Annotated in this window: 16 protein-coding genes and 2 tRNA genes; 5 read left to right on the forward strand and 13 right to left on the reverse strand. The window is 61.6% G+C overall.

Going from position 1 to position 23091, the window contains the following annotated elements; translation table 11 throughout:
- The 9 genes from AB5Y85_RS05635 to AB5Y85_RS05675 form a co-directional block, all read right to left on the reverse strand.
- Positions 1-447: biotin/lipoyl-containing protein (locus AB5Y85_RS05635; RefSeq protein WP_368221263.1), on the reverse strand; the 447-nt coding region annotated here is incomplete at its 3' end.
- The gene (locus tag AB5Y85_RS05640) at positions 444-1430 is read right to left on the reverse strand and encodes an alpha-ketoacid dehydrogenase subunit beta (RefSeq protein WP_257687367.1); all 987 of its coding nucleotides are present in this window, start codon (positions 1428-1430) and stop codon (positions 444-446) included. The genes AB5Y85_RS05640 and AB5Y85_RS05635, both read right to left, overlap by 4 nt.
- A complete protein-coding gene (gene pdhA / locus AB5Y85_RS05645) occupies positions 1423-2511 on the reverse strand; it encodes a pyruvate dehydrogenase (acetyl-transferring) E1 component subunit alpha (protein WP_021231078.1) in 1089 nt (362 codons plus the stop codon). The genes AB5Y85_RS05640 and pdhA overlap by 8 nt, the downstream gene beginning before the upstream one ends.
- Before the next feature lie 286 nt (positions 2512-2797).
- Positions 2798-3667, reverse strand: coding sequence for a hypothetical protein (locus AB5Y85_RS05650; protein WP_257687366.1), 870 nt, complete (start codon positions 3665-3667; stop codon positions 2798-2800).
- On the reverse strand, positions 3664-7653 hold the full coding sequence (locus tag AB5Y85_RS05655; RefSeq protein WP_257687365.1) for an amino acid adenylation domain-containing protein: 3990 nt from the start codon (positions 7651-7653) through the stop codon (positions 3664-3666). The genes AB5Y85_RS05650 and AB5Y85_RS05655 overlap by 4 nt, the downstream gene beginning before the upstream one ends.
- Before the next feature lie 125 nt (positions 7654-7778).
- Entirely contained in the window at positions 7779-8540 is a 762-nt protein-coding gene (gene dhbA / locus AB5Y85_RS05660) for a 2,3-dihydro-2,3-dihydroxybenzoate dehydrogenase (protein WP_257687364.1), read from the reverse strand.
- Positions 8537-9469, reverse strand: coding sequence for an isochorismatase family protein (locus AB5Y85_RS05665; RefSeq protein ID WP_257687363.1), 933 nt, complete (start codon positions 9467-9469; stop codon positions 8537-8539). The genes dhbA and AB5Y85_RS05665 overlap by 4 nt, the downstream gene beginning before the upstream one ends.
- Positions 9466-11112, reverse strand: a complete 1647-nt coding sequence (locus AB5Y85_RS05670) for a (2,3-dihydroxybenzoyl)adenylate synthase (protein WP_257687362.1) — start codon at positions 11110-11112, stop codon at positions 9466-9468. The genes AB5Y85_RS05665 and AB5Y85_RS05670 overlap by 4 nt, the downstream gene beginning before the upstream one ends.
- Positions 11109-12257, reverse strand: a complete 1149-nt coding sequence (locus AB5Y85_RS05675) for an isochorismate synthase MenF (protein ID WP_257687361.1) — start codon at positions 12255-12257, stop codon at positions 11109-11111. Before AB5Y85_RS05675 ends, AB5Y85_RS05670 begins: the two co-directional genes overlap by 4 nt.
- 266 nt (positions 12258-12523) lie before the next feature.
- On the opposite strand from AB5Y85_RS05675, the gene AB5Y85_RS05680 reads away from it, so the two are divergent.
- Together AB5Y85_RS05680 and AB5Y85_RS05685 are read left to right on the forward strand one after the other, a co-directional pair.
- The gene (locus AB5Y85_RS05680; RefSeq protein ID WP_257687360.1) at positions 12524-14485 is read left to right on the forward strand and encodes a TonB-dependent receptor; all 1962 of its coding nucleotides are present in this window, start codon (positions 12524-12526) and stop codon (positions 14483-14485) included.
- Positions 14486-14610: 125 nt separating this feature from the next.
- Positions 14611-15675 (forward strand): 3-deoxy-7-phosphoheptulonate synthase, encoded by a 1065-nt coding sequence (locus AB5Y85_RS05685; protein ID WP_257687359.1) that lies wholly within the window; start codon positions 14611-14613, stop codon positions 15673-15675.
- Between the two features lie 77 nt (positions 15676-15752).
- Here the strand turns inward: AB5Y85_RS05685 and AB5Y85_RS05690 are convergent, their stop codons facing one another.
- The 3 genes from AB5Y85_RS05690 to AB5Y85_RS05700 form a co-directional block, all read right to left on the reverse strand.
- Positions 15753-16751 carry a LacI family DNA-binding transcriptional regulator gene (locus AB5Y85_RS05690; protein ID WP_005350588.1) on the reverse strand — a complete coding sequence of 333 codons (999 nt, stop codon included), beginning with the start codon at positions 16749-16751 and terminating at the stop codon, positions 15753-15755.
- Positions 16752-16928: 177 nt separating this feature from the next.
- A complete protein-coding gene (locus AB5Y85_RS05695) occupies positions 16929-18830 on the reverse strand; it encodes a transglycosylase SLT domain-containing protein (protein WP_257687358.1) in 1902 nt (633 codons plus the stop codon).
- A gap of 99 nt (positions 18831-18929) precedes the next feature.
- On the reverse strand, positions 18930-21434 hold the full coding sequence (locus AB5Y85_RS05700) for a bifunctional diguanylate cyclase/phosphodiesterase (RefSeq protein WP_257687357.1): 2505 nt from the start codon (positions 21432-21434) through the stop codon (positions 18930-18932).
- A 368-nt stretch (positions 21435-21802) separates the two neighbouring features.
- Between AB5Y85_RS05700 and raiA the strand changes: the two genes are divergently transcribed.
- Entirely contained in the window at positions 21803-22141 is a 339-nt protein-coding gene (gene raiA, locus AB5Y85_RS05705; RefSeq protein ID WP_005334257.1) for a ribosome-associated translation inhibitor RaiA, read from the forward strand.
- 112 nt (positions 22142-22253) lie between these two features.
- On the opposite strand, the gene AB5Y85_RS05710 is transcribed toward raiA, so the two are convergent.
- Positions 22254-22763, reverse strand: a complete 510-nt coding sequence (locus AB5Y85_RS05710; protein WP_101529584.1) for a VC2046/SO_2500 family protein — start codon at positions 22761-22763, stop codon at positions 22254-22256.
- A gap of 124 nt (positions 22764-22887) precedes the next feature.
- On the opposite strand from AB5Y85_RS05710, the gene AB5Y85_RS05715 reads away from it, so the two are divergent.
- Together AB5Y85_RS05715 and AB5Y85_RS05720 are read left to right on the forward strand one after the other, a co-directional pair.
- Positions 22888-22972, forward strand: a tRNA-Tyr gene (locus AB5Y85_RS05715).
- 34 nt (positions 22973-23006) lie between these two features.
- Positions 23007-23091 (forward strand) — tRNA-Tyr (locus AB5Y85_RS05720).

Genomic DNA, 23091 nt, shown 5'->3' on the forward strand with positions numbered 1-23091 from the left:
GAATGCCTGCTGCACATCCAGCTCGGTCACCATGCCGCCGCTGCCACTCCCCTTGATCCGGTCGATATCCAGACCCAGTTTTTGTGCCAGCAGGCGCACGGCAGGCATGGCTTGCACCAGCGCGCCACCTGGGGCAATGGCCCCCACCACGAAGTGATCCTCGATATGTTGCTGATGGGCGCTCACCTTCCCCACCACGGTGCCATCATCCTCCCCCCCCTCGAACTCCACCAGCGGCGCACCGATATGGAGGATATCCCCCTCGGCGCCGCAGAGACGGGCAATCACCCCGGCCACCGGAGAGGGTACATCCACCAGCGCCTTGGCCGTTTCCACCGACAAGAGCACCTGATCGACCGCAACGGTATCACCGGTACTCACCTTCCACTCGACGATCTCGGCTTCGGCCAACCCTTCACCCAGATCCGGTAATTTGAAAAATTTCATAGCCACTGGTTCTCCATCAGCTGGTGAGCGGCATCGGCGATATCCTGCTCGGTGATGAGGTAATACGCCTCGTTGCGATAGTAGGGGACGGCGGCATCCACCCCGGTCAACCGTTTGGGTGGCGCCTTGAGGCTGGGAAGTGCCTGCTCGGTCACCCGCGCCACAATTTCGGCACCGACTCCGAAGCTGCCACACGCCTCGTGCACCACCAGCAAGCGACCGGTCTTGCGCACCGAGGTGAGGATGGTCTCCATATCCAGCGGCTTGATGGTGGCCAGATCCAGCACCTCGCACTGGATATCCTGCTCGGCCAACAGGTTTACCGCCCGCATCACCTCCTGAATGCAGGCTCCCCAGGCCACTACCGTGATATCCCGGCCCGGGCGCAGGGTAAAGCAGACATCCAGCGGCAGGCCGACACCGTCATCCACCACCTCGGATTTCATCGAGCGATAAATGCGGTCCGGTTCGAAAAACATCACGGGATCCGGATCGCGGATGGCCGAGAGCAGCAGGCCATAGGCGCGTCTCGGGCTGGAGGGGATCACAACCCGTAGCCCCGGAATATGGGCAAACAGCGCCTCGACGCTCTCGCTGTGATGTTCAGGCGAGTGAATGCCCGCGCCATACGGGGAGCGATAGACGAGGGGACAGGAGAGGCGGCCACGGGTGCGGTTTCGCATCCGCGCCGCCTGACAGATGATCTGCTCCATCCCGGGGAAGATGAAACCCTGAAACTGGAACTCAGCCACCGGCTTGAGCCCCTGGGTCGCCATGCCGACCGCCACCCCGGCGATCAATCCCTCAGCCAGCGGCGTGTCGATCACCCGCTTGAAACCGAACTTGTCGCGCAGCCCTACGGTGGCGCGAAACACCCCGCCGTTGACCCCCACGTCCTCGCCCAGTACCACCACATCCGGGTCATGCTCCATCTCGTAGTGAAGGGCCATGTTGACCGCTTCCAGCAAACTGATCTCACTCATGGCCAACCTCCTGCTTCATCCCCTTGGCAATCACTCGCTCGCGCTGGGGCAGGAGTTCGGCGGGCAGGCTAGCGTAGTGATAATCGAGCATCGCCTCCGGCGGCTGGGGCGCCATCGCCTCATAGCGGGCGACCGCCTGCTCTACCTCCCGGGTGGCTTCCGCCAGCAGGCTCTGCTCCTGCTCCTCATCCCACCAGCCCTGGCTGTGCATAAACTGGCGCAGCCGCTTGACCGGCTCTTTCGCCCAGGCGGCCTCGACCTCGGCCCCATCGCGATAACGAGTGGCATCGTCGGCCGTGGTGTGATCGCCGAGGCGATAACTGACCGCCTCGATCAGAGTCGGCCCCTTGCCGCTGCGGGCCCGCTCGACGGCACTGCGGGCGGCATCGTAGACCGCGACCACATCGTTGCCATCCACCTGCAGGCTGCGCACCCCGGCACCAATCCCTTTCTGGGCCAGCGTAGGAGCGCTCGATTGCAGCTTGCGTGGCACCGAGATGGCCCACTGGTTGTTGTTGACGATGATGACCATCGGCAGGTGCCAAACACCGGCGCAGTTCAGCCCCTCCAGAAAATCACCCTTGGAGGTACCGCCGTCGCCGATAGTGACTACGGCGACGCGCGGTTGATTACGCAGTTTGAAGGCCGAGGCAATACCGCAAGCGTGGGTGATCTGGGTGGCGATGGGGACGCAGATGGGGAGATCTTCAGAGGGGGTCCCATCTGGTTTGAGAAAATAACTGCCCCGCTCGTCACCGCCCCAATATTGCAGGTTTTTCTCCATCGGCACGCCCCGCACATAGAGGGTGGGCATGTCCCGATAGTAGGGAACGTAGACATCCTGCGGCTGCATGGCCAGACCGATGCCAATCCCCACGGCTTCTGCGCCGAGATGGGAGGGAAAAGTACCGAGTTTGCCGGTTCGTTGCAGCGCTATCGCTTTTTTGTCATAGCTGCGCACCATCACCATATTGCGGTAAAAGGTGTGCAGTATCGCCTTGTCCAGCCAGGTCGGTAAGGTGGCGACCGGGCACCCTTCCGCATCGAGGTAACGAAGGAAAGGGATGTCGACATGGGTCATAACTGGCTCCTTGCCGTTGTGAGCGTCACCGATGCTGGTGACACCTAGATGTAAATACCTTGTTAAATAAAAAGCAAAGGGATTTACTCAGGTAAGACCAGTAGAAACTTCTTTAAAGTAGCGAAGGAGCTGAATTTTCGGCGATGAGTGGCAAGGTATGCCGTAAATGGTGCAACTTTGCAGCACTGAACGCAGGATGCCAAATGTGAAAAAGGGGAGCCTTGCTCCCCCATTGAGTTACTTCAGTTAGCTGTTACTTCTTGTCAGGGGTTACTCCAACCAGCAGTTACGCGAGCCACTGTTGCAGCTGGCTGGCCATGCCAGCTGGCAGCAAGTGAGCGCGACTTAGCAAGTGGCTGCGCCAGGGATCGGCCAGCAAAGTCGGGCAAATTCGCATCTCCCGTCCCCGGTCAGTCACGCTCACCAACCTGTCGATAAGAGTCTCCAGCGGCGGATGCGTCGGCCAGTGGGGATAGAGGTCGACAGTCGCGATCCCGGCCAGCTCGCACACCCGCTCCTCTTCCTCATTTCCCTTTCCATCAGCCATTGGCCAGGGGTGAAGCACCTGCAGCCAGCCCGGCCGTGCGGCCTCCAGCAACTGGCCCAGCGTCGGCTGCGCAAAGTGGGGATCCCCTGCAGCTTTGAGCAGATGGCGCGCCCCTGCCAGCACCACCACGCCGCGCGGGGGAAGTGTTAGAAGATAGTCGGCCAGCGCCTGATCCCGCCCCCTGTTGTGTTGCTGCCATCGCTCCGGGCTCATCTCCTGCCACTCGAATAAGGGCTCGCAGAGATGCACCCGTAGCCGCATATGTTCAGGGCGCACCAGATTGCTCTGGCGCAGAGCGGTGAAGAGAGCAGGAAACTCGGGGGCCATCCAGGCGGGAAAGGCGCAGGAGTCGAGCCAGACCGGATAGAGCCGTGCCAGCGTGAGCGGCTCCCCCTGCCAGCTCTCCTGCCCCGTCAGCCAGGCATCGAGCAAGCCCTGATGGCGGCGGTTGCCGCACTCCAGCACCAGGTCGGTCATGACTCCCCAGAGCGCCGGGTCACACAGCCAGGCGTGCTGGCGCCGGATAAAATCCGGGTGCCAGTGCGGCTCCCCCAGCCCCACCAACTTGCCCGCCAGCAAGGCTTCCCGGATGGCGGCAACCGGGGTCATGCGTCCTCCTCCTGCCGGATGTGCGGTTGCTGCCCGACCCCATCGACCCGCTCACCAATAAGGGCGCCGATCTTTGCCAGCCAGTCGGGATGCACCATCTCCTGATGCAGACAGGGGAAGCGCTCATAGCGGATCTCCCCTTTTGTCAACGACTCCCAGCCGCGCCCATCCAGCCAGGGCTGGCGAGAGGCTGACGCCTCGATAAAGATCACCTCCCCGTGGTAGCAGTAGTCGACCGGCTCACGGATCAGCCGGTTGTTGTGGCCAACCAGCTCAATCATGGCGCTCACCACCTGCTCGTCGAGCATGGCCAGCGCACTCCCCTCTGCCCCCAGTCGGGCCACCACGTCGTTGCGAGTGAGGGAGTCGAGCGCATCGTCCGCAACCGCAATGCCTCCCATCCGCAGCAACGCATCGAGCATCCGCTGCTCGTCGGGCAACGGCTGGGTTTGCCACTGCTGACAGGGGTAGGCATCGAGCAGCTGCACCATGGCCACCTCCTGTCCCTGCTCTTGCAGCATGGCGGCCATCCGGTGCACCAGCATGCCCCCGAGCGACCAGCCGAGCAGCCAGTAGGGACCCTCGCTCTGTTGACGACGCAGCTCGGTCACATAATCGAGCGCCAGCTCGTCGAAACTGGCGGGCAGCGGCGCATCCGGCTGACAGAGCGCCCGCGCCTGCAGGGCATAGACGGCCATGTCGGTCGGCAGATGGGGCACCAGTGGCGCATAACACCAGCCGAGCCCCCCTGCGGGGTGGACGCAAAAGAGGGTGGGGCCCGATGTGTCAGACTGCGTACCATGCGCCCGCAGGGGCAACAGCATGGGCATGGCCTCCCGCTCGCCGCCAAGACGGCGCGCCAGCTGGGCAGGGCTCGGTGCTTCGAACAGGCTGGCCAGAGTGAGACCCTGTCCTATTGATTCCTCAATACGCACCACCAACTGCGCCGCCAGCAGGGAGTGACCGCCGAGGGCAAAGAAGTTATCGTCGGCGCCGACCCGCGCCAGCCCCAGAACCTCGGCGAAGAGGCGACAGAGCCGCTCCTCCAGCAGGTTTTTTGGCAGCGACTGACCGACCGCCGACGCCATATCGGGCAGCGGCAGCCCCTTGCGATCCAGCTTGCCATTGGGAGTGAGCGGCAGCTCAGCCAGGTTTACCAGGAGCCCCGGCACCATGTAATCGGGCAAGGCGGCGCCAAGGGCGGGTACCAGCTCGGCCAGCGTCAGCGCTCTGCTATCTGCGGCCACTACATAGGCCACCAGACGGCGATCGCCGGGGGCAAATTCGGGTGCCAGCACCACCGCCTGCGCTACCCGGGGATGGCGCAGCAGCACCTGCTCGATCTCCTCCAGTTCGATGCGTTGACCACGGATCTTCACCTGAAAATCGAGGCGCCCCAGATACTCGATGGCGCCATCCTCGCGCCAGGCGGCCAGATCGCCGCTGCGATAGAGCCGTCCCGCTCCGAAGGGGTTGGCAATAAAGCGCTCGGCGGTGAGCTCGGGCTGGCCAAAGTAGCCCTCCGCCACCTGTACGCCGCCGATCCAGAGCTCGCCTGCCACACCGGGGGGCACCGGCTGCAACCAGGGGTCGAGAATGTGGATGCTGGTATTCCAGACCGGATAGCCGATGGGCACGCTGGTCACCGCCTCATCTGCCCGGCAGGGATACCAGGTGACATCCACCGCCGCCTCGGTCGGGCCATAGAGGTTGTGCAGGGGGGCTGAGAATGTCCCATACCAGCGCAGCACCAGATCGGCGGGCAGCGCCTCGCCGGAGCAAAATACCTGCCGCAGTGCGCGGCAACGGGCAGGCTCGGCCTGAGTGACAAAGATCTGCAGCATGGAGGGGACAAAGTGCAAGGTGGTGATCCCGGCCTGCTCAATCAGCTCGGCAAGGTAGGCGGGATCCTTGTGGCCACCCGGTTTGGCGAGCACAAGCCGCGCACCTGTCATAAAGGGCCAGAAGAACTCCCAGATGGAGACATCGAAACCGGCCGGGGTCTTTTGCAGCACCCGATCCGCCGGGCCGATGGGATACATGTGCTGCATCCAGAGCAGCCGGTTGACGATGGCACCATGGCTCACTACCACCCCTTTGGGCCGACCGGTCGAACCTGAGGTGTAGATGATGTAGGCTGCATCTTCCGGTTTGGGGGCTGGCAGCTCACAAGGTGCTGTCGTTGCCAACTCTACCGCCGCCAGCTGCTCTGCCACACCGGGGGCATCGAGGCAGACAAGTGGCGCGGCCACATCGAGCGGCATCTGAAGCGTATGGCTGGTCAACACCAGCGCGGGATCGCTGCTGGCGAGAATGTAGCCGATCCGCTCCGCCGGGTAGTCCGGGTCAACGGGTACATAGACGGCCCCCACCGCCATGATGGCCTGCTGGGCGAGAATAAGCTCGGGAGCGCGCGGGATCACCACAGCCACCCGACAACCGGGGCCCACGCCCCTCCCCGCCAGATAGCATGCCAGCTGGCGGGTGCGCTGGCGCAGCTCGGCCACACTCCAGCGCTCGGCGCCACACTCCAGCGCGATGGCGCTCTGATCTGCCGCCGCCAGCCCCTCGGCCAGCAGTGCGCTCAGAGTGGTAGTCGGCAACAGATAGTCGGTCTGGTTCCAGCGCACCAGCTCAGCCTGCTCGCAAGGCAGCAACAGCGGCAAGCGCACTGCCAGGGCCTCGTCATCCACCTCACTCCAGGCCGCCAGATAGGCCAGCAGGCGGGCCAGATGACGTTCGCTCTCCTGTTGGCTGAAGCGCCCCTGATGTGCTTCGAGGGTCAGGGTCATCGCGCCTGCCTCCTCGGCAAAATAGAAGGCGCACTCCTCCACCGGCCCCGCCGCCAGCACCTGCACCTCGCCACGAACCTGGTTGTGCCCTTCACCAAAGCTGAGGGTGCGGGCAAAGGGCATCAAATTGACCTGAGGGCCAAACAACGGCTGGCCCGGCTGACGCAGCTGCAACCACTCCTGACGGCAGCCCTGATGGCGGCGCAGGGCGGCAAATTGCCGCTCGACCTGTGCCAGCAACTCCCCTACCCGGCTGGTGCCGCTCAGTTCAATGCGCAGAGGCACCACATTGACCTTCATGCAGGGAGTATCGGCCGCCGCTGAGCCCAGCCGCCCCATCAGCGGAATACCCAGCACCACCTCGCCAGCGCCACTCATCCGCTGCACATAGCTGGCCACCGCCGCCAGCAGCAGGCTGTAGGGGTGACAGGCCGAACGACTCGCCCGCGCCACCAATGCCTGCCACTGGCGGCCAGCAAGCCGTTGTTCAAGACGATATGTGGGGCCCGGCCCTTGCGCCGGACGGCGGGAGAGCGACGCCGGGTTCTCCACCCCGGCCAGCTGCTGCACGAAGAAATCGCGATCCCGCGCGGCACGCGGCGAATCCTGATAGGCCGCCTCCTCGGCCAACAACTCCTGCTGAGTCGCATAACGGCAGGAGGCAGGCTGCTCGCCGGCACAAAGCGCCTCATACCAGCTCACCACCCGCTGGCAGAGCAAACTCAGGCCAAAGCCGTCGATAGCGATATGGTGCACGGCAATAAACCAGGCCCACTGCTGCTCGTCAAGGCGATAAAGGATGGTGGCAAACAGCGGCCCCCCGGCCAGATTGAAGGGGGCGGCCAGCTGTGCACGCATCTCGGCCTGCGCGGCTGCGAGCGGGTCAGCTTCGCTGCGCAGATCCCGTTCGCTCAGCTGCCAGCACGCGGGGTTGGCCACCATCTGAGGGCCATCGGCAGTGGCCACAAAAGCGCAGTGCAGACCGGGGATCTCGTCGAGGGTCTGACGCACCGCGCGGGTGAAGTGATGGGGAGCCAGCGCCCCCTCCAGCAGCCAGTACTCGCCGGTATTGCAGGCGGGGCTCTGCGGGTATTTTTGCTGGGCAAACCAGATGCCAGCCTGAGCGGTGGTAAGCGGCCAGCGCGGGTGCTCACCACGCTGGTGGGTGGCGCGCATCGCCATTGTCTGTTCCATGGGAATGTCCTTGCACAAACATCAAGCGGGCAGTGAGTTGCTCCTGCCCGCATGGCTGAAAAGCGAGGAGGCCTGGCCTCCTCCATAAAGAGAGTGTCACGCCTGCCAGATCGGCAGCGCGCGGGCTAAACCCCCAGAGTGGCACCGCCATCGACCACCAGATCCTGCAGGGTGATATGGCTGGCCGCATCGGAGGCGAGAAACATCACACAGGCTGCCACCTCGTCGGGGGTCCCAAGTTTGCCAAGGGGGATCCCCAGCTTGAACTGCCCGGGCAGGCCCGCGATGGTGCGCAGCTCCCCTTCACGCTGTTCCCCCTCCTGCCACATGCCGTACAACATCGGGGTACGGGTCGAGCCCGGCGACACCAGATTGCAGCGCACCCCATAGGGGGCAAGTTCCAGCCCTGCCGTTTGAGTGAGGCTGGTCAGCGCCGCCTTGGAGGCGCCATAGATGCCCATACCCACTCGCGGCACCCGACCGGCATTGGAGGATACATTGACTATGGCGCCCCTGCGCCGTCCCTGAAACCAGGGGGTCAGGGCCCGCATCAGATAGAAGGGGGCGAAGGTGTTGATGGCGAAGGTGCGCTGCAAGAGGGCGTCATCCACCTCATCGAGCCTGCCGGTCGCCAGTACGCCCGCGACATTGACCAGCACATCGGGCCCCAGCCCCTCATCCAGCAGCTGTTCGCAGCAGCGGGTCACTGCCTCGCTGTCGCTGACATCGATCACCACCCTCTTCACGTTGCCGGGCAGTGCCTCGGCCAGTTGCAGATCGAACGCAACCACGCTGGCCCCCGCCTCGGCAAAGGTGCGCGCCACCGCATGGCCAATTCCCTGTGCCGCACCGGTTACCCAGACGGTTCTGCCTTGCCACTCGCTCATGGGGTGCACTCCGGTTCGCTGACGTGCTCTTCGTTGACCTGATAAGCCGTGTCCTGACTGACATTCAGCTGACGGGAGAGGAGCGCCCACCAATGGGCCAGGGTCGGCGTGCGGGCCAGCTCGGCCAGCTCCACCACCACTCCCTGCTGGCGCCACTCCTCCACCAGCCCCATCACAGCCAGCGAATCGAGACCATAGTCGAGCAGGTTGTCATCCTCGGTGGGCTGCTCCTGCTGCATCTCGGCGGGCAGCCGCGCCAACACCTGAGCACGCAGCGACTCGCGAGTCAGGGGGCGTTTGCTGGCCGCCATCACCTCGGCCACGGTAATCACCCGACCGGCATTGCGGCTGACGTAGGAGAGCGCCAGCAGATGATCCTCGCGGGAGAAGTCGGCGATGGCATCTGCCACCAGGAAGGGGCGGATATCGCGCATAAAAGCATCGACCGCCGTCTGCATCACCCCGATATGACCGTAGATGCCGCAGATCACCAGCTGATCCCGCCCCCATCCGGCCATCAGCTCTGCCAGCGGTGAGCGGCAAAAAGCGCTGTAGCGCCACTTGGTCAGCACCGTATCCTGTGGCTCGGGCGCCAGCGCTGGGACGATGGGTTGGCGCTCCGGCGCTCGGGTCAGCCCTGGCCCCCACATGTCATTGAGCAGCGCCCGATCGGCCTGACTCTGCTCGGCGGGCTGGGCGGTATAGACCACCGGCATGCCAAGAGCTCGCGCCTGACGGATCAAGGTGGCGATATGGTCGATGACCTGATTGATCAGCGGACTGTCCGGCCCGTAGAAGTCGACGAAATAGTGCTGCATATCGTGGACCAGCAAGGCGGCACGGCACGGTTCGAAGGGCCAGTTCACCCGCCCGGTTGGCAGCTCCTCGGCGGTGGGCAGTGGATAGGCGGCGAGGGATTGAATGGTCATGCACACTCCTTGGCGAGCTGCTCGCGCAGCGTCTGTTTGTCTATCTTGCCGACCGGGGTGTGAGGCAGTTTATCCACCAGCACCAGGCGATCGGGTAGTTTGTAATCGGCCACCCCCTGCTCGCGCAGGAAACGGCGCAAGCGGGGCAGATTGAGGGGCTCGCGGCACATCAGAAAGGCGCAGCTGCGCTCCCCGAGCATGGGATCCGGCATGGCGACCAGTGCCGCCTGCCGCACCTCCGGGTGGGTCAGCAACAGCTCTTCAATCTCGAGGGCATCGATCTTCTCCCCACCCCGGTTGATCTGATCCTTGTTGCGCCCCACCACCATCAGATGACCACTGGGCAAGCGGCAGACCAGATCGCCGGTGCAGTAGAAACCGTCCCGGTCGAAGGCGCGCTGATTGTGGGCATCAGCTTTGAAGTAGCCGCGAAAGGTGTAGGGGCCACGCGTCCAGAGCTCGCCGCACTCGCCATCTGGCAAGGGGCGTCCGTCGCTATCCCGCACCTCGACCTCGTCGCCCGGGCTCATCGGGCGGCCCTGGGTATTGACGATGTGCCACTGGTCATCCTCGATGCGGGTGTAGTTGACCAGCCCCTCGGCCATGCCGAACACCTGCTGCAAGCGGCAGCCAAGGCGGCTCGCTACCGCCTCGGCATGAGCCGGGCTGAGGCGCGCGCCGCCCACCTGCACACACTCCAGGGAGGTCTGCGGATAGTGGCTGGCCGCCTCCAGCCAGAGCGCCAGAGCCGGTGGCACCAGCGCCGCCCAGTTGACCTGATGGCGCTGCACCAGCGGCAGACAGGTTGCGGCGGAAGGATCCTTTGCCAGCACCACGCAGCCACCGGCATAAAACACCCCGAGTGCCCCGGGGGAGCTCAGGGGAAAGTTGTGGGGCGCTGGCAGAGCGCAGAGATAGATCACCCGCTCATCCCAGCCGCACACCTCTACGCTCTGGCGCACGCTGTAGCCATAGTCATCGTGGGTACGGGGGATCAGTTTGGGGGTGCCGGTGCTGCCGCCGGAGAGCTGGAAAAAAGCGACTTGATCGACCGGGGTAGGAGTTGGCGAGATAGCCGTCAGCGGCGAACCATCAGCACGGGCTATGGGGTCAGGCTGACGCCATGCAAATCCTGACTGAAGATCGGAGCCTTCAGCCTGCTCGAACAGCAGTGTCTGGCAGGAAGGAGATACCAGCTCATCAAGGGCCACGAGGCTTCCCGCTTCACCGGCAAAGCCGGGGTGAGAGGGGCTTAGTACCAGCAAGGCGGGCTCAATCTGGCGGGCAAAGGCCACCAGCTCGCGCCGTTGATGGCTGTAGAGGGCATGCACCGCCACCACGCCGCAGCGGATCAGGGCAAACCAGCAGATATAGAACTCGGCGCAGTTGGGCAACTGCACCAGCGCGGTATCGCCATGACCCAGCCCGCGCGCGGCCAGCCGCGCCGCCAGTGCATCGACCTCACGCTTTAACTGGCCATAACTGAGGGTGCGTTCGCCACAGATCAGGGCCGTGCGCTCGGGATAACGTTCGGCAGAGTCATCGAGCAGGGCGGTGAGCGGTTGTCCGCGCCACCACCCTTGTGCCCGGTAGTGGGCTGCCAGCTCGGCGGGCCAGGGGGTAAAGGGCACCAGCGGCTTCATGCGGTTACCTCCGGCTCCCGGCTTTCGAGGCCGAAGGCGCGCAGCATGGTGCCGAGCTTGGCGGCTGTCTCCTGCCACTCAGCTTCCGGCGAAGAGCCCACCACCACCCCGGCACCAGCATAGAGCCGCAGTTGCCTACCGGCCAGCACGCCACAGCGAATGGTGACAACCCACTCGCCATTGCCATCGGCATCCATCCAGCCGACGGCGCCACAGTAGAAGCGGCGATCGTACCCCTCGAGCCGGGCGATGGCCTGACGTGCTGCCGAGAGCGGCGTGCCGCATACCGCCGGTGTCGGGTGCAGTGCCAGCGCCAGTGCCAGCACGGGAGAGGGCTCATGGAGCCGCCCGGCGATGCAGGTCGAGAGGTGCCACATGGTAGGGGTCGCGATCACCTGCGGCTCCAGGGGGACGTCCAGCTCTCGGCAGAAGGGAGCGAGGGCGGCGGCGACCGCATCGGCCACCAGCGCATGTTCATAGCGATCCTTCTGCGCCCCCAGCAGCTCGGCACTGGCCGCCTGTTGATCGGAAAACGCGTGGCGCGGACGGGAGCCCGCCAGCGGATTGCTCACCACCGCCATCTCGCTGCGCGATACCAGCAGCTCGGGGCTCGCACCAAGCAGGGTCTCCCCATCCGGCAGCGGGATCTGGAACACATAGGCGCCCGGATTCTGGGCCAGCAGAGAGCCATAGGCGTGTGCGGGGGAGGTCTGCTCTGCGCTCTGCACATCGATGGCGCGCGACAGCACCACCTTCTCGAGCTGCCCCTCGCTGAACTGCTGCAACGCTGCCCGCACCGCCCCCTGATAGTGGGCAGAGCCGGTCACTTCGCTCACCTCGCCATGGAGCTGGCAACAGCGGGCGGGTAACAATGCATCTCGTTTGACCCACTGCGATTGCGCCGGGATCACCAGATGCCAGGGGGATTGAGTATCAAACGGAATGGCGCCGATGGCGATGGGATTGGCCATCCCCTGCTGGCGCAACTGACGCAAATGGGCGAGCAGCTTCTCCGGTGGGATGCCGATAAAACTGTCGTGGATACCGGAAGCGACCAGAACCCTGTCACCGCTGGCAAAACAGCACACTTTATCCAGCCCGGCCGCTGTGGCGGGCCACTCTCCTTCCAGTGCATGGTCACACATGACGGTGCTACTCCTTGGAATGAATCACTGCCTGACACGACTTAAAGTGAGTCATTTGACTCACCATATGTCAGGGTGAACGGCATCCTAACAAGGAGCGAAAAAACGATCAACACAAATGAGAATCAATTTCATTAACTTCTTTTTAGTCAAAAGAAGGTGACGAACGAAACTGAACTTCGCCGATAAAAAAGAGTTGCGATCGGAGCAAATTCAATTTGATAATGATAATGCTTGTCATTTGTATATTATGGAAGATGTAAATAATGAAATCCTCAACCTCCCGTTTTATTGCTCCCAGCCTGCTGGCCACTACCATTGTCACCCTGCTGACCCAGCAAGCGATCGCCGCCAGCAACGCGCCTCAAGCCGATGAAGTGATCACCGTCACCACCACGGCGCACAATACCCGCTCGGCACCGGCCTCTATCTCTGTCATCACGGCCGAACAGATCGCCGCAGCGCCAGTCAATGACCTTGCCGATCTGCTGCGCCACGAAGTGGGCATTCAGGCTGAAGCTGACACCAATGGCCGCAGCGATATCGGTATTCGCGGCATGTCCGGCAAGTACACGCTAGTGCTGGTGGATGGCAAACGCCTCTCCTCCTCCAATGCCCTGTGGCGCGGCGGCAACTTCGACAACACTCCCGTGCCCCTTGGCATGATCCAGCGGGTCGAGGTGATCCGTGGCCCCATGTCGGCACTTTACGGCTCCGATGCCATAGGGGGTGTCATCAACATCATCACCAAGCAGCCGGGCAAAACCTGGCAAGGGGCGGCCGATGCCGACTTCAAGGCCATCGAGGGCAAGGATGGCGGCGATCAGCACAGAACCAACCTGGGCTTTACCGGCCCGCTGACCGACAACCTGCTGATCCGGATGAACGGCGAGGTGTATGACCGTCAAGCCTGGACCCCCACCGAAGCTGCTGACGGCATCCCCCTTATCGAAGCCAAGCAGACCCGCAACTTCGCCTCCACCCTGAGCTGGCTGGTGGATGAGCAGCAACGCTTCGAGCTGGATTACCTCTACAACCAGGATGAGCGGCCTCTCGATATCTTCCGCAAAATCGGCAATAAGATACACAGCCGCCAACAGCAAAACGATCGCAACCTGTTTGGTCTGACCCACAAGGGGAACTGGAGCTGGGGTGACACCACCGTCATGGTCAACTACGAAAGCTCCAAGATAGATGACTTCAACGACATTCTAAAAATCCACCAGCAGCCTAAAGAAGAGAACAACTTTACTTTGAAGGGCTACACCAACCTGACGCTGGCCAACCACTACCTGACCCTGGGTGGTGAATATCTGGATCGGGAGCTGGTGGATGAGGTGAGTTACCAGGATATCGGCGGCAAGGAGAGCAACTCCCAGGAGGCGCTGTTCGCTCAGGACGAGATCGGCCTGACCGACAGCCTGAGCCTGACTCTCGGTGGCCGCTACGATCACCACGGGCTCTACGGCAGCCACTTCACCCCGCGCGGCTATCTGGTCTATGAGATGAACGATGTGGTGACTGTGAAAGGCGGTGTCAGCCAGGCCTTCAAAGCGCCGGCCTCGCATCAGTATACAAACGGCTACAGCACCGAGAGCTGTGGAGGCCGCTGCAGCATCTATGGTAATGACAAGGTCAAACCGGAAACCAGCACCAACTACGAGCTGGGGGTCATCGCAGGAGAGGGGATCTGGGAGACCAGCGCCACCCTCTTCTACTCGGACATAGACGACATGCTAATCAACAAGGCGTTACCTGGTCCTCAAAAGCAATATTCTGACCGCACCTGGTACAACCTGGAGAAAGCCACCACCAAGGGGTTGGAGCTGACCGGCAAGCTCGATCTGACCGACGATATCAACCTTGGCGCCAACTACACCTACCTCAAGGCGGAAGGCGATCAGGGTCAGGCACTGCCCGAGCGGCCGGAGCACAAGGCCAACGCCAAGATCATCTGGCAGGCCACCGAGCGGGTCAATGCCTTTGTCGGCACCACCTACACCGGCACCCAGTTTGCCGAGCAGACCGTCAACAAGGTTGTCGTATTGCACAAGCTGCCCAGCTATCAGACCTTCGATCTCGGCACCGGCTTCAAGGTCACCGAGAACTTTGACCTGCGACTGGGGATCAACAACCTGACCGACGTGCGCCTGCAAGAGAAAGACACCGTCTTCCAGAACGTCGAACCGGGTCGCAGCTACTACGTCAGCGGCTCAGCCCGCTTCTAAGGTAGCCAAGGCCGATATAACAGAGCGCGGGCCCATGCCCGCGCTCTGTTAACCAAGAGAATAAGGGGAAGATCCCCACTGGACAGCAAAAAGCATGCAGATTTCCATTTTCATCAGGATCGCTCATGTTCACCTCACTTCTGAATGCTTCACCCCTTGCCACATTGCCCACCCCTGACGAGATGTTAAAGGCCAGACCCTGTCCGGCACGGCTCGCTCGCCAGATCGCTCGCAGCCGCCAGCAAGCCCGCCATATTCTGCAGGGAGAGGATGATCGCCTGCTGCTGGTGATCGGCCCCTGCTCCATTCACGATCCGGCAGCCGCCCGCGACTATGGTGGCCAGCTCGCTGAACTGCAGGGCCAATACGGGGAGCAGCTGCAACTGGTGATGCGCACCTATTTCGAAAAGCCGCGCACGACGCTCGGCTGGAAAGGATTTATCTTCGATCCCGACCTCGATGGCAGCGATCAACTGGAAAAGGGACTAACCCAGGCTCGGGAGTTACTGTTGGCACTTGGACAGGAAGGGCTCGCCTGTGCCACCGAATTTCTCGATCTCACCAGCATGCTCTATCTGGGGGATCTCATCAGCTGGGGTGCCATTGGCGCCCGCACCACCGAATCCCAGCTCCACCGCCAGCTAGCCTCCGCTCTCCCCTGCCCCATCGGTTTTAAAAACGGCACCGATGGCAATATCCGGATCGCGGTAGAGGCGATCCTCGCCAGCCGGGCAGCCCACCTCTATACCCAGCCTTCCGGTGATGGCCAGCTGGCACTGGTGCGCAGCCATGGCAATCCCGACTGCCACCTGATCCTGCGCGGTGGCCGGCAGCCCAACTATCAGAGCTGTCATGTGGCAGAGGCTGGAGACTTGCTGCGCCAGCATAATCTGTCACCCCGGCTGATGATCGATTGCAGCCACGGCAACAGCCAGAAGCAGCATGCCCGCCAGCTGCTGGTTGCCCGTGACATTGCCGACCAGCTGGGGGCAGGTAGCCATGCCATCGCCGCCATCATGGTGGAAAGTTTTATCTGCGAAGGGCATCAGGAGATTGGCAGCAAACCGCTGCGCTACGGCCAGTCGATCACCGATAGCTGCATCGGCTGGGAACAGACAAGGCAGCTGCTCGATATGGTGGCAGAAGGGGTAGAGGTGCGCCGCCAGCAGCGGATCGCCCTGGCGGGATAAATAGCGGATTATTCAGATAACGCAGAAAAGAGTGTGGCCCCGATGGGGCCACCTTGTTGTTCACTGTCTGACGCACGTCAGGCGACTGACTCCCGCTCCACCAGCTGGGCTTCAAACTTGAGCGCCAGGCCGTCCACCGGCTTGTGATCGAGCAGACGCAGCGCCAGCTCGGCTGCGCGGCTGCCCATCTCCTCGATGGGGTAGCGCACCGTGGTGAGCTTGGGATAGATGTAGCGGGCGTAGGGGATATCGTCGAACCCCACCACCGACACCTGCTGCGGGATCTTGTAACCCCGCTCCAGCAGGCAAGAGATGGCGCCGGCCACCATACCGTCGTTGAAACCGAGCACGGCAGTGAACTCGACACCACGGGCCAACAATTCACTCATCGCCACATAGCCGCCATTTTCGTCGGCATAGGCGCGGCTAACGAGTGCAGGATCAAAGGCGATCCCGGCTCTGGCCAGGGTCTGGGTGTAACCGGCCATCCGCTGCTGACCATCGACAAACTCTTCATCATCGGAGGTGATAAAGGCGATGTTGCGATGACCGGCATCCAGCAAATGCTGGCACGCGGTGGTGATCCCCGCCTGGTTATCGAGCCAGACGCAGCGATCTTCGGCGCCCGGCACCTGACGGTTGATGAAAACGATGGGGGTAGAGCCAGCCGCCAGCTCGCTCAGCTCCTCGTCCGGGAGCGCCTTGCTGTGGAGGATCAGCGCATCGCACTGGCGCTGCAGCAGCGCCTGAATGGCATGACGCTCGCGCGCGATATCGTGGTTGCCAGACATGACGATGGTGAACTTGTTGGCCTGATCGACCATGGTTTCGATGCCACGCATCATCTGGGCAAAGAAGGGGCCGCCGCAGAGGTCGCCAACCAGCACGCCAATGCAGTTGGAACGCTTGCTGACCAGTGCCTGGGCAAAACTGTTGGGTCGAAAATTCAGTTCCTTCATGGCCGCCAGTACGGCCTCACGCTTTTCCGGTGCTACCTGTGCCGTGTTGTTGATAACCCGCGACACGGTGGAGATAGACACATTTGCCAGCTGAGAAACGTCTTTAATCGTTGCCACTATCCATTCCTTTATTGTGGGGGAACCTGTCGGTGCCGACGCCCGAGTATACCCTGCGGCCTGATGCAATTCCCGGAGCCAGGTCACCAGGCATGTTTCCTTTGGTAACAAAACCTTACCCGATGATACCCGGCAGCAGGGAAATTTGAAAACAGGGGCCGGCTGGCGGCCCCCGACTCAATAGGCGTGATTGAGCTCCCGCTCCGACATGAAGCGCAGCGGCTGCTGCAGCTTGTGCTGATAGATGAGATCGAACGACAACACGTTTTGCACGTAGTTGCGGGTCTCCTTGTAGGGAATGCTCTCGACCCACACGTCCATCGGCTTGTTGTCACTCTGCTCTCGCCAGCGTTTTACCCGTCCCGGCCCGGCGTTGTAGGCGGCCGCCGCCAGGATCCGGTTGCCGTCATAGACATCCAGCAAGCGCTTGAGATAGGCGCTCCCCAGACGAATATTCATCGTCGGATCAAACAGTTGCTGCTCGTTGCGATAGGGCACCCCCAGCTTGCCGGCAGTCTCTTTGGCAGTAGCAGGCATCAGCTGCATCAGACCGCGCGCCCCCACCGGCGACTGGGCCAGCGGATAGAGGGCACTCTCCTGACGGGAGATGGCATAGAGCAAACTGGTGTTCATGGTGCGCTCTTGCGCCATCTGGGAGAAGGTGCGTTTGAGAGGCAGCGGGAAGCGCAGGTCGAGGGCATCCCACGCTTCGGCGCGAATGCTGGCGAGAATGGCCAGCTCGTGCCACCCCTGATTGAGGGCGATATGGCCAAACTCGATGCGCTGGGCCACCGGATTGCGATCCATGTTGTGGATCCACTCCGAGCGGGCCGCCGCAATCTCGTTCATCGACAGCAACTCGCGCACCCGCAACAGGAAGGGCCAGCGCTGGCTGGCCGTGCGCCAGTCCGGTACATGCTTGACGCTCTGGTTCTTGATGCGATAGGGCACACCGGTGCGCTGGGCCGCCATGAAACCGTAGAAACCACGCAGGTTGGCAGTCTCCAGATAGAGATCCCGCGCCGGTTTTTGCTGCCCCTGCACCTCAAGGGAGCGCGCCATCCAGTAGCGCCAGCGATCCTCTTTCTGACGGACCATCGGCATCATCTTCACCCAGCCGGAGAGGCCACGCCAATCCTGCTCCCAGATGGCCAGTCGTGCCCGCAGCTCGGTAATGTCGGGATCCGCCAGCTTTTTCACCGTGCTGTCGACCCAGCTGCGCTGGGCAATGGAGCGATCCAGCAGCAGGCGGCGGGCAATGGCACGCTCTACCGGTTTCACCTCGGCCTGGGTCAGGCCAAAACGGCTGCGAAACAGCGCAAGCTGGCGCAGCACCGACTCAGGCTCCTGATTGGCATAGCGGGTCAAGCCGAGGGAGAGCAGCTTGCGGGAATAGGGATTGCTGCTGAAATAGGCCGGGTTCATCGCCTTGGCGGGCTGCTCAAACAGGGTCACCATCTGATCGCCATAGCTTTGCAAGCCGCTACCCAGGGTCGCGCCAAGATGGCGGATCAGATTGGGGTTTTCCGCCTCGAACGCCAGCGTCATCCGCTGCCAGATCTTCTCCTGGGTTCGCTGACCGGATGCCTGCCACAGCTGGAACAGCGGGGAGCAGGCATCGGGACGGGATTGGCCGCTCATCCAGATCTTGCCCGCCCCCTGCAACGCCTCTTTCGGCTTGCCGGTGTAATAGAGCGCCTGATAGTGCATGCAGAGCAGATCGGTGGAGCTCGGCTTGGCCGGATAGAAGCGCAGGAACTGCGACCACTGCTGGCTCTGGGCCAGATAGGTCAGATAACTGCGCTCCAGCCGGTTGGACTGGGGAGTATCCCCATGCTGGCGGATAAAGCGGGTCACATCGTTGTAATCGGCTGCCCCCGGACGAAAGGCGAGCTGATAGTAGTCGAGATAGGGCAACAGGGGATAATGGGTCAAACGGGCACGAATTTGCTGGAAACGGGCCTGATCATTGGCCCGTACGGCGTCATACGCCTGACGGTAGAGCGTCTGGTCGGCAGTCTGCGCCATCAGGGTCGGCACAAACAGCGCCGACAAAACAATTCCCCATACAGCTTTCACTGAACATCTCCATTGAGGGCAATACACCGCCCGGTGGCGGTGGGTCTACTGCCTCTCATTCTACCCGTTGCCGGGCAGCGCTACAGCGGGGAGCAGAGACTATTTTTCTGCCTCGCTCAGCTGCATTTCACGCAGTTGTTCCGGTCTGGTCAGCCGCTGTACATATTTCTCCAGATAGGGCACCGGCAGCGGCTTGGAGGCGAGATAGCCCTGATAGAAACTGCACCCCTGCGCCTTGAGAAACTCCAGTTGCTGACGGGACTCCACCCCTTCCGCCGTGACGTTGAACCCCATATGTCGCGCCATGGCGATCACCGCCTCGACGATGGCCATGTTGTCGCCATCTTTCGGGATGTCCTGAATGAAGGAGCGGTCGATCTTGAGCTCATCGGCTGGCAGCCGCTTGAGGTAGCTCAGAGAGGAGTAACCGGCGCCAAAATCGTCGATAGCAAAGCTGATGCCGAGCTCCTTGAGCTCGGTCATCTTGCTGATGGTATCCTCGGCATGGCCCAGCACCACGGACTCGGTGATCTCCAGATTGAGGCAGGCCGGATCCATGCCGGTATGCGCCAACACATCGTGGATCCGCTCGACAAAATCGGTGGCATGGAACTGCTTGGCACTGACGTTGACCGAGATCTGCGGAATGTGGATGCCGTTCTCCTCCCACAGCACATACTGGGCGCACGCCTCGTGCAGCACCCAGTTGCCGATATCGACAATCAGGTCCGTCTCCTCGGCGATGGGAATAAACTCGGCCGGCGAGACCAGCGAGCGACCGGCCGGCTGCCAGCGAATGAGCGCCTCGACACCGATGATATCGCCGCCATCGACCATATGCTGGGGCTGATAGTAGAGGGTCAGCTCTTGCTGGCTGAGGGCGTTGCGCAATTCGTTGTGAATGAGCAGACGGCGATCCGCCTGCTGCTGCATCGAGGCATCGAAGAAGCGACGGGTCTTGCGGCCAGCGGACTTGGCCTGATACATGGCGGTATCCGCCTGCTTGAGCAGATCATCGACCCCCTGCTCCCGATCCGGAAACAGGGTAATGCCGACACTGGCGCCGATGTGCAGCACCTGCCCCACATAGGTATAAGGAGCGGCAATCTCGGTGATAAGCCGTTCGGCAATGATATCGGCCTGCATCTCCGCCTGGGGCGGGCTGGCCGAGAGCGATGGCAGCAGCAACACAAACTCGTCACCGCCGAGGCGGGCCAGGCAATCCCCCTGTCGCACCAGCCGTTTGAGACGGGCGGCGACCTCCTTGAGCAGCCAGTCACCGGTAGCGTGGCCGAGGGAGTCGTTGATGGTCTTGAAGTGATCGAGATCGATAAAGAGCAGCGCGCCAATCAAGCCATCGCGGGTCGCCTCGTTGAAGGTCTGCACCAGGGTCTCATGCAACTGACGGCGATTGGGCAATCCGGTCAGCTCGTCGTAATAGGCGAGATCCTGAATGCGTCGCTCGGCCGCCTTGCGCTCGGAGATATCCTCGAAGCAGATGACAAAGTGGCTGATCACTCCCTTCTCGTCCTGCACCGGCGTCACTATCTCCCACTGGGGATAGGTGTGACCATCGGCATGGCGACGCAGGGTCTCCCCCTGCCAGCGGCTGAGGGTATTGAGCTCGTAGCCGAGCCCACCCAGATTGGGCCAGAGATCCTCTTCCAGATGCAGGCCCAGCACCGACTGGCTGTCGAAGCCGGTGATCTGGCTGAAGGCGTTGTTGACCCGCAGGATCTTGAACCCCGGATCCGTAATGATGATCCCTTCGTGGGTCTCGAATGCAACGGCAGAGAGGCGCATCTGGGCATCTGATTGCAGACGCTCCAGCTCGGTCACCATCCGTACCGAGAAGGTATTGAGCACCGAGGTGAGATTGCTGGTATCTGCCGGGGCCGAATAGAGCAGCGCCAGATGGCCCAGAAGTTGGCCTCTGGCATCAAACAGCGGCTGACCATAATAAGTCTGCCCGGCCGCCAGCCAGGGTTGATACTCCTGCGACTCGTCGATCACCTCGAAACAGATGGCCCCCTGCTTATAGAGCTCCTGACAGGGGGAGCCCGCCAGCGGGTAGTCTTTAAGCGACAACCCATCGGCAGCCAGCACTTTGACCCGGTCGGCACCGCACAACTCACCCACCCAGACCGCATCCACCTTGAGGATATGGGCCAGCTGGCTGACCAGGGTATTGAAGAAATCGAGCCCAGTGCGGGCAGAGAGCGCCTGCGCCAACTGGGTAAGCAGGGTGGTTTGCAGCAACGGCAAAGAGAGATTGAGGGAGGAGACAGCACTGTTGGCGGTATCAAGAGGGGCCAGCCAGCCACAGCAGATCTGCTGGGTGGGCACAAACTGGCCGCTCCAGAGCACATGGTTGAGCTGCCCCTGATCATCTTTCAGATGACCGATGAACTGTTCAGGCAGATGTGATTCATGAAGCCGGACGAGAAAGTCGGCAAAGCCTGCCTCATCTTCCGGTAACAGGCGAGCGGCCCAAGGATGATTGCCCTCCCCTTGCCACTGCTGGTAGGCCCCCTGATCAGAAAGACTCCACTGATCATGTTGCCGATCGAAAAACCACATGACTTGCGTGGCCTGCTGCTTCATTTACCACTCCAACACAACAACCAACCACGTTTGATGTCCAATCAGGCATAGCAACGCCCCCTGCATCCGCTCATCAGATCAGAGATTGCGAGGGAAGAGTACAAACATGCGATATCAAGCAGTGGAAACCGGACATGAGGTCGACACGAAGTGCTGCCAAGAAGGGACAGAAACGATCCTATTCCCGTCATACTGCCTGCCAGTTTCATGGAGCTCAAGCTGTTTTTGGCACGAAACCGGAAAAGATCACAATTTATAAGTTGCTGAATAGCCAAGGGAAGGTTATGTGACATAGATCACATTTCAATCTTTACCAATGAGTAATCTGAAGGTGAAGACACAAGCAAGACGACCCGAAGGGGGCCAATATGAAAATCGAAATTACCAGCAAAATCATCGACATCACCCCGGCTATCCGCGAGCGCATCGAATCCCGTTTTGAAAAGCTCGAACGTCTTCAGGTGCCTCTCATCACACCCCATGTGATTGTTTCCAAAGAGCGTCTGATGTTCACTGTCGAAGCCAGTGCTGGCATCCCCAACGGCAAATTGTTTGCCCAGGCAGAGCATGAGGATCTCTACGCCGCCATCAACGAACTGGGGCAAAAACTGGAGCGTCAACTCAATCGTCACACCGAAAAGCCGATTGCCCGTCGTGCCAATGCCGCCCTCAAAGAGCAGCCGCAACCGGATGAAGCTGACGCTTGATAGCATGCTGCAAGGCTAAAAATTCCAAAGAGCATAAAGGCGGGGTTACCCGCCTTTTTGTTGCCTGTGATTTACCCCACAAGCACAGCATTACGTCAGTGAACAGGCGCCATCAACTGAGCCAGTGCAACCGGGTATCCACCCCCTCTTGCAAACGATCGAGGATCGGCAGCAATTCCAGCGGATCCTCCTGGCGTGGCATATCGGCCAGCTTTCCTTGCAACCGCTCCCGCGCCAGCGGTGACAGGTTGTCGTAGACAGCCTCATCGAGCAGTGGCTGTTTGACCGCCATCGGCGGTGTTTGCAGCGCCAGCCAGAGCCGCACATCCACCATGCTTCCCCCCTGCTGCAGCCGCTCATTGATGGCACTGCAGTCACTCCCCGCCCCTTCAGCCACCAGCACCTCTGCCGGTCTCAGCGCAAAGTGCATACGCCAGTCACGGCTCTGGGGAGTGGCCGCCGATTTGGCATCAAACCAGGGCTGCTCCTCCACCGCGTCGGTCAGCAGGGCCAGATGCAACCGGAAATCCGCCCGATCCCCATGCTGCAGGTCACGGTTGAGGCGCTGCCCCAACTGGCCCTCATCAACGAGCAAGTGATTACGGATTGAACTGGGCAGCATGAGATAACTCTCGAAAATGGCGATTTCACTGGTTATCGGCCACAAATCCAATTCTTTTAATGGAAAAATCCTGCTTGGGGGTTCACAAAACCGGAAGATCTGTTAGTATGCGCCTCGCACTTGCGGAGGGGTTCCCGAGCGGCCAAAGGGATCAGACTGTAAATCTGACGGCTCTGCCTTCGAAGGTTCGAATCCTTCTCCCTCCACCATTTCAAGTGCGACAAGTTGAAAGCAATACCCCGTGGAGGGGTTCCCGAGCGGCCAAAGGGATCAGACTGTAAATCTGACGGCTCTGCCTTCGAAGGTTCGAATCCTTCTCCCTCCACCA

The organism is Aeromonas sp. R3-1 (genome assembly GCF_040908345.1).
GTDB lineage: Bacteria > Pseudomonadota > Gammaproteobacteria > Enterobacterales > Aeromonadaceae > Aeromonas > Aeromonas veronii.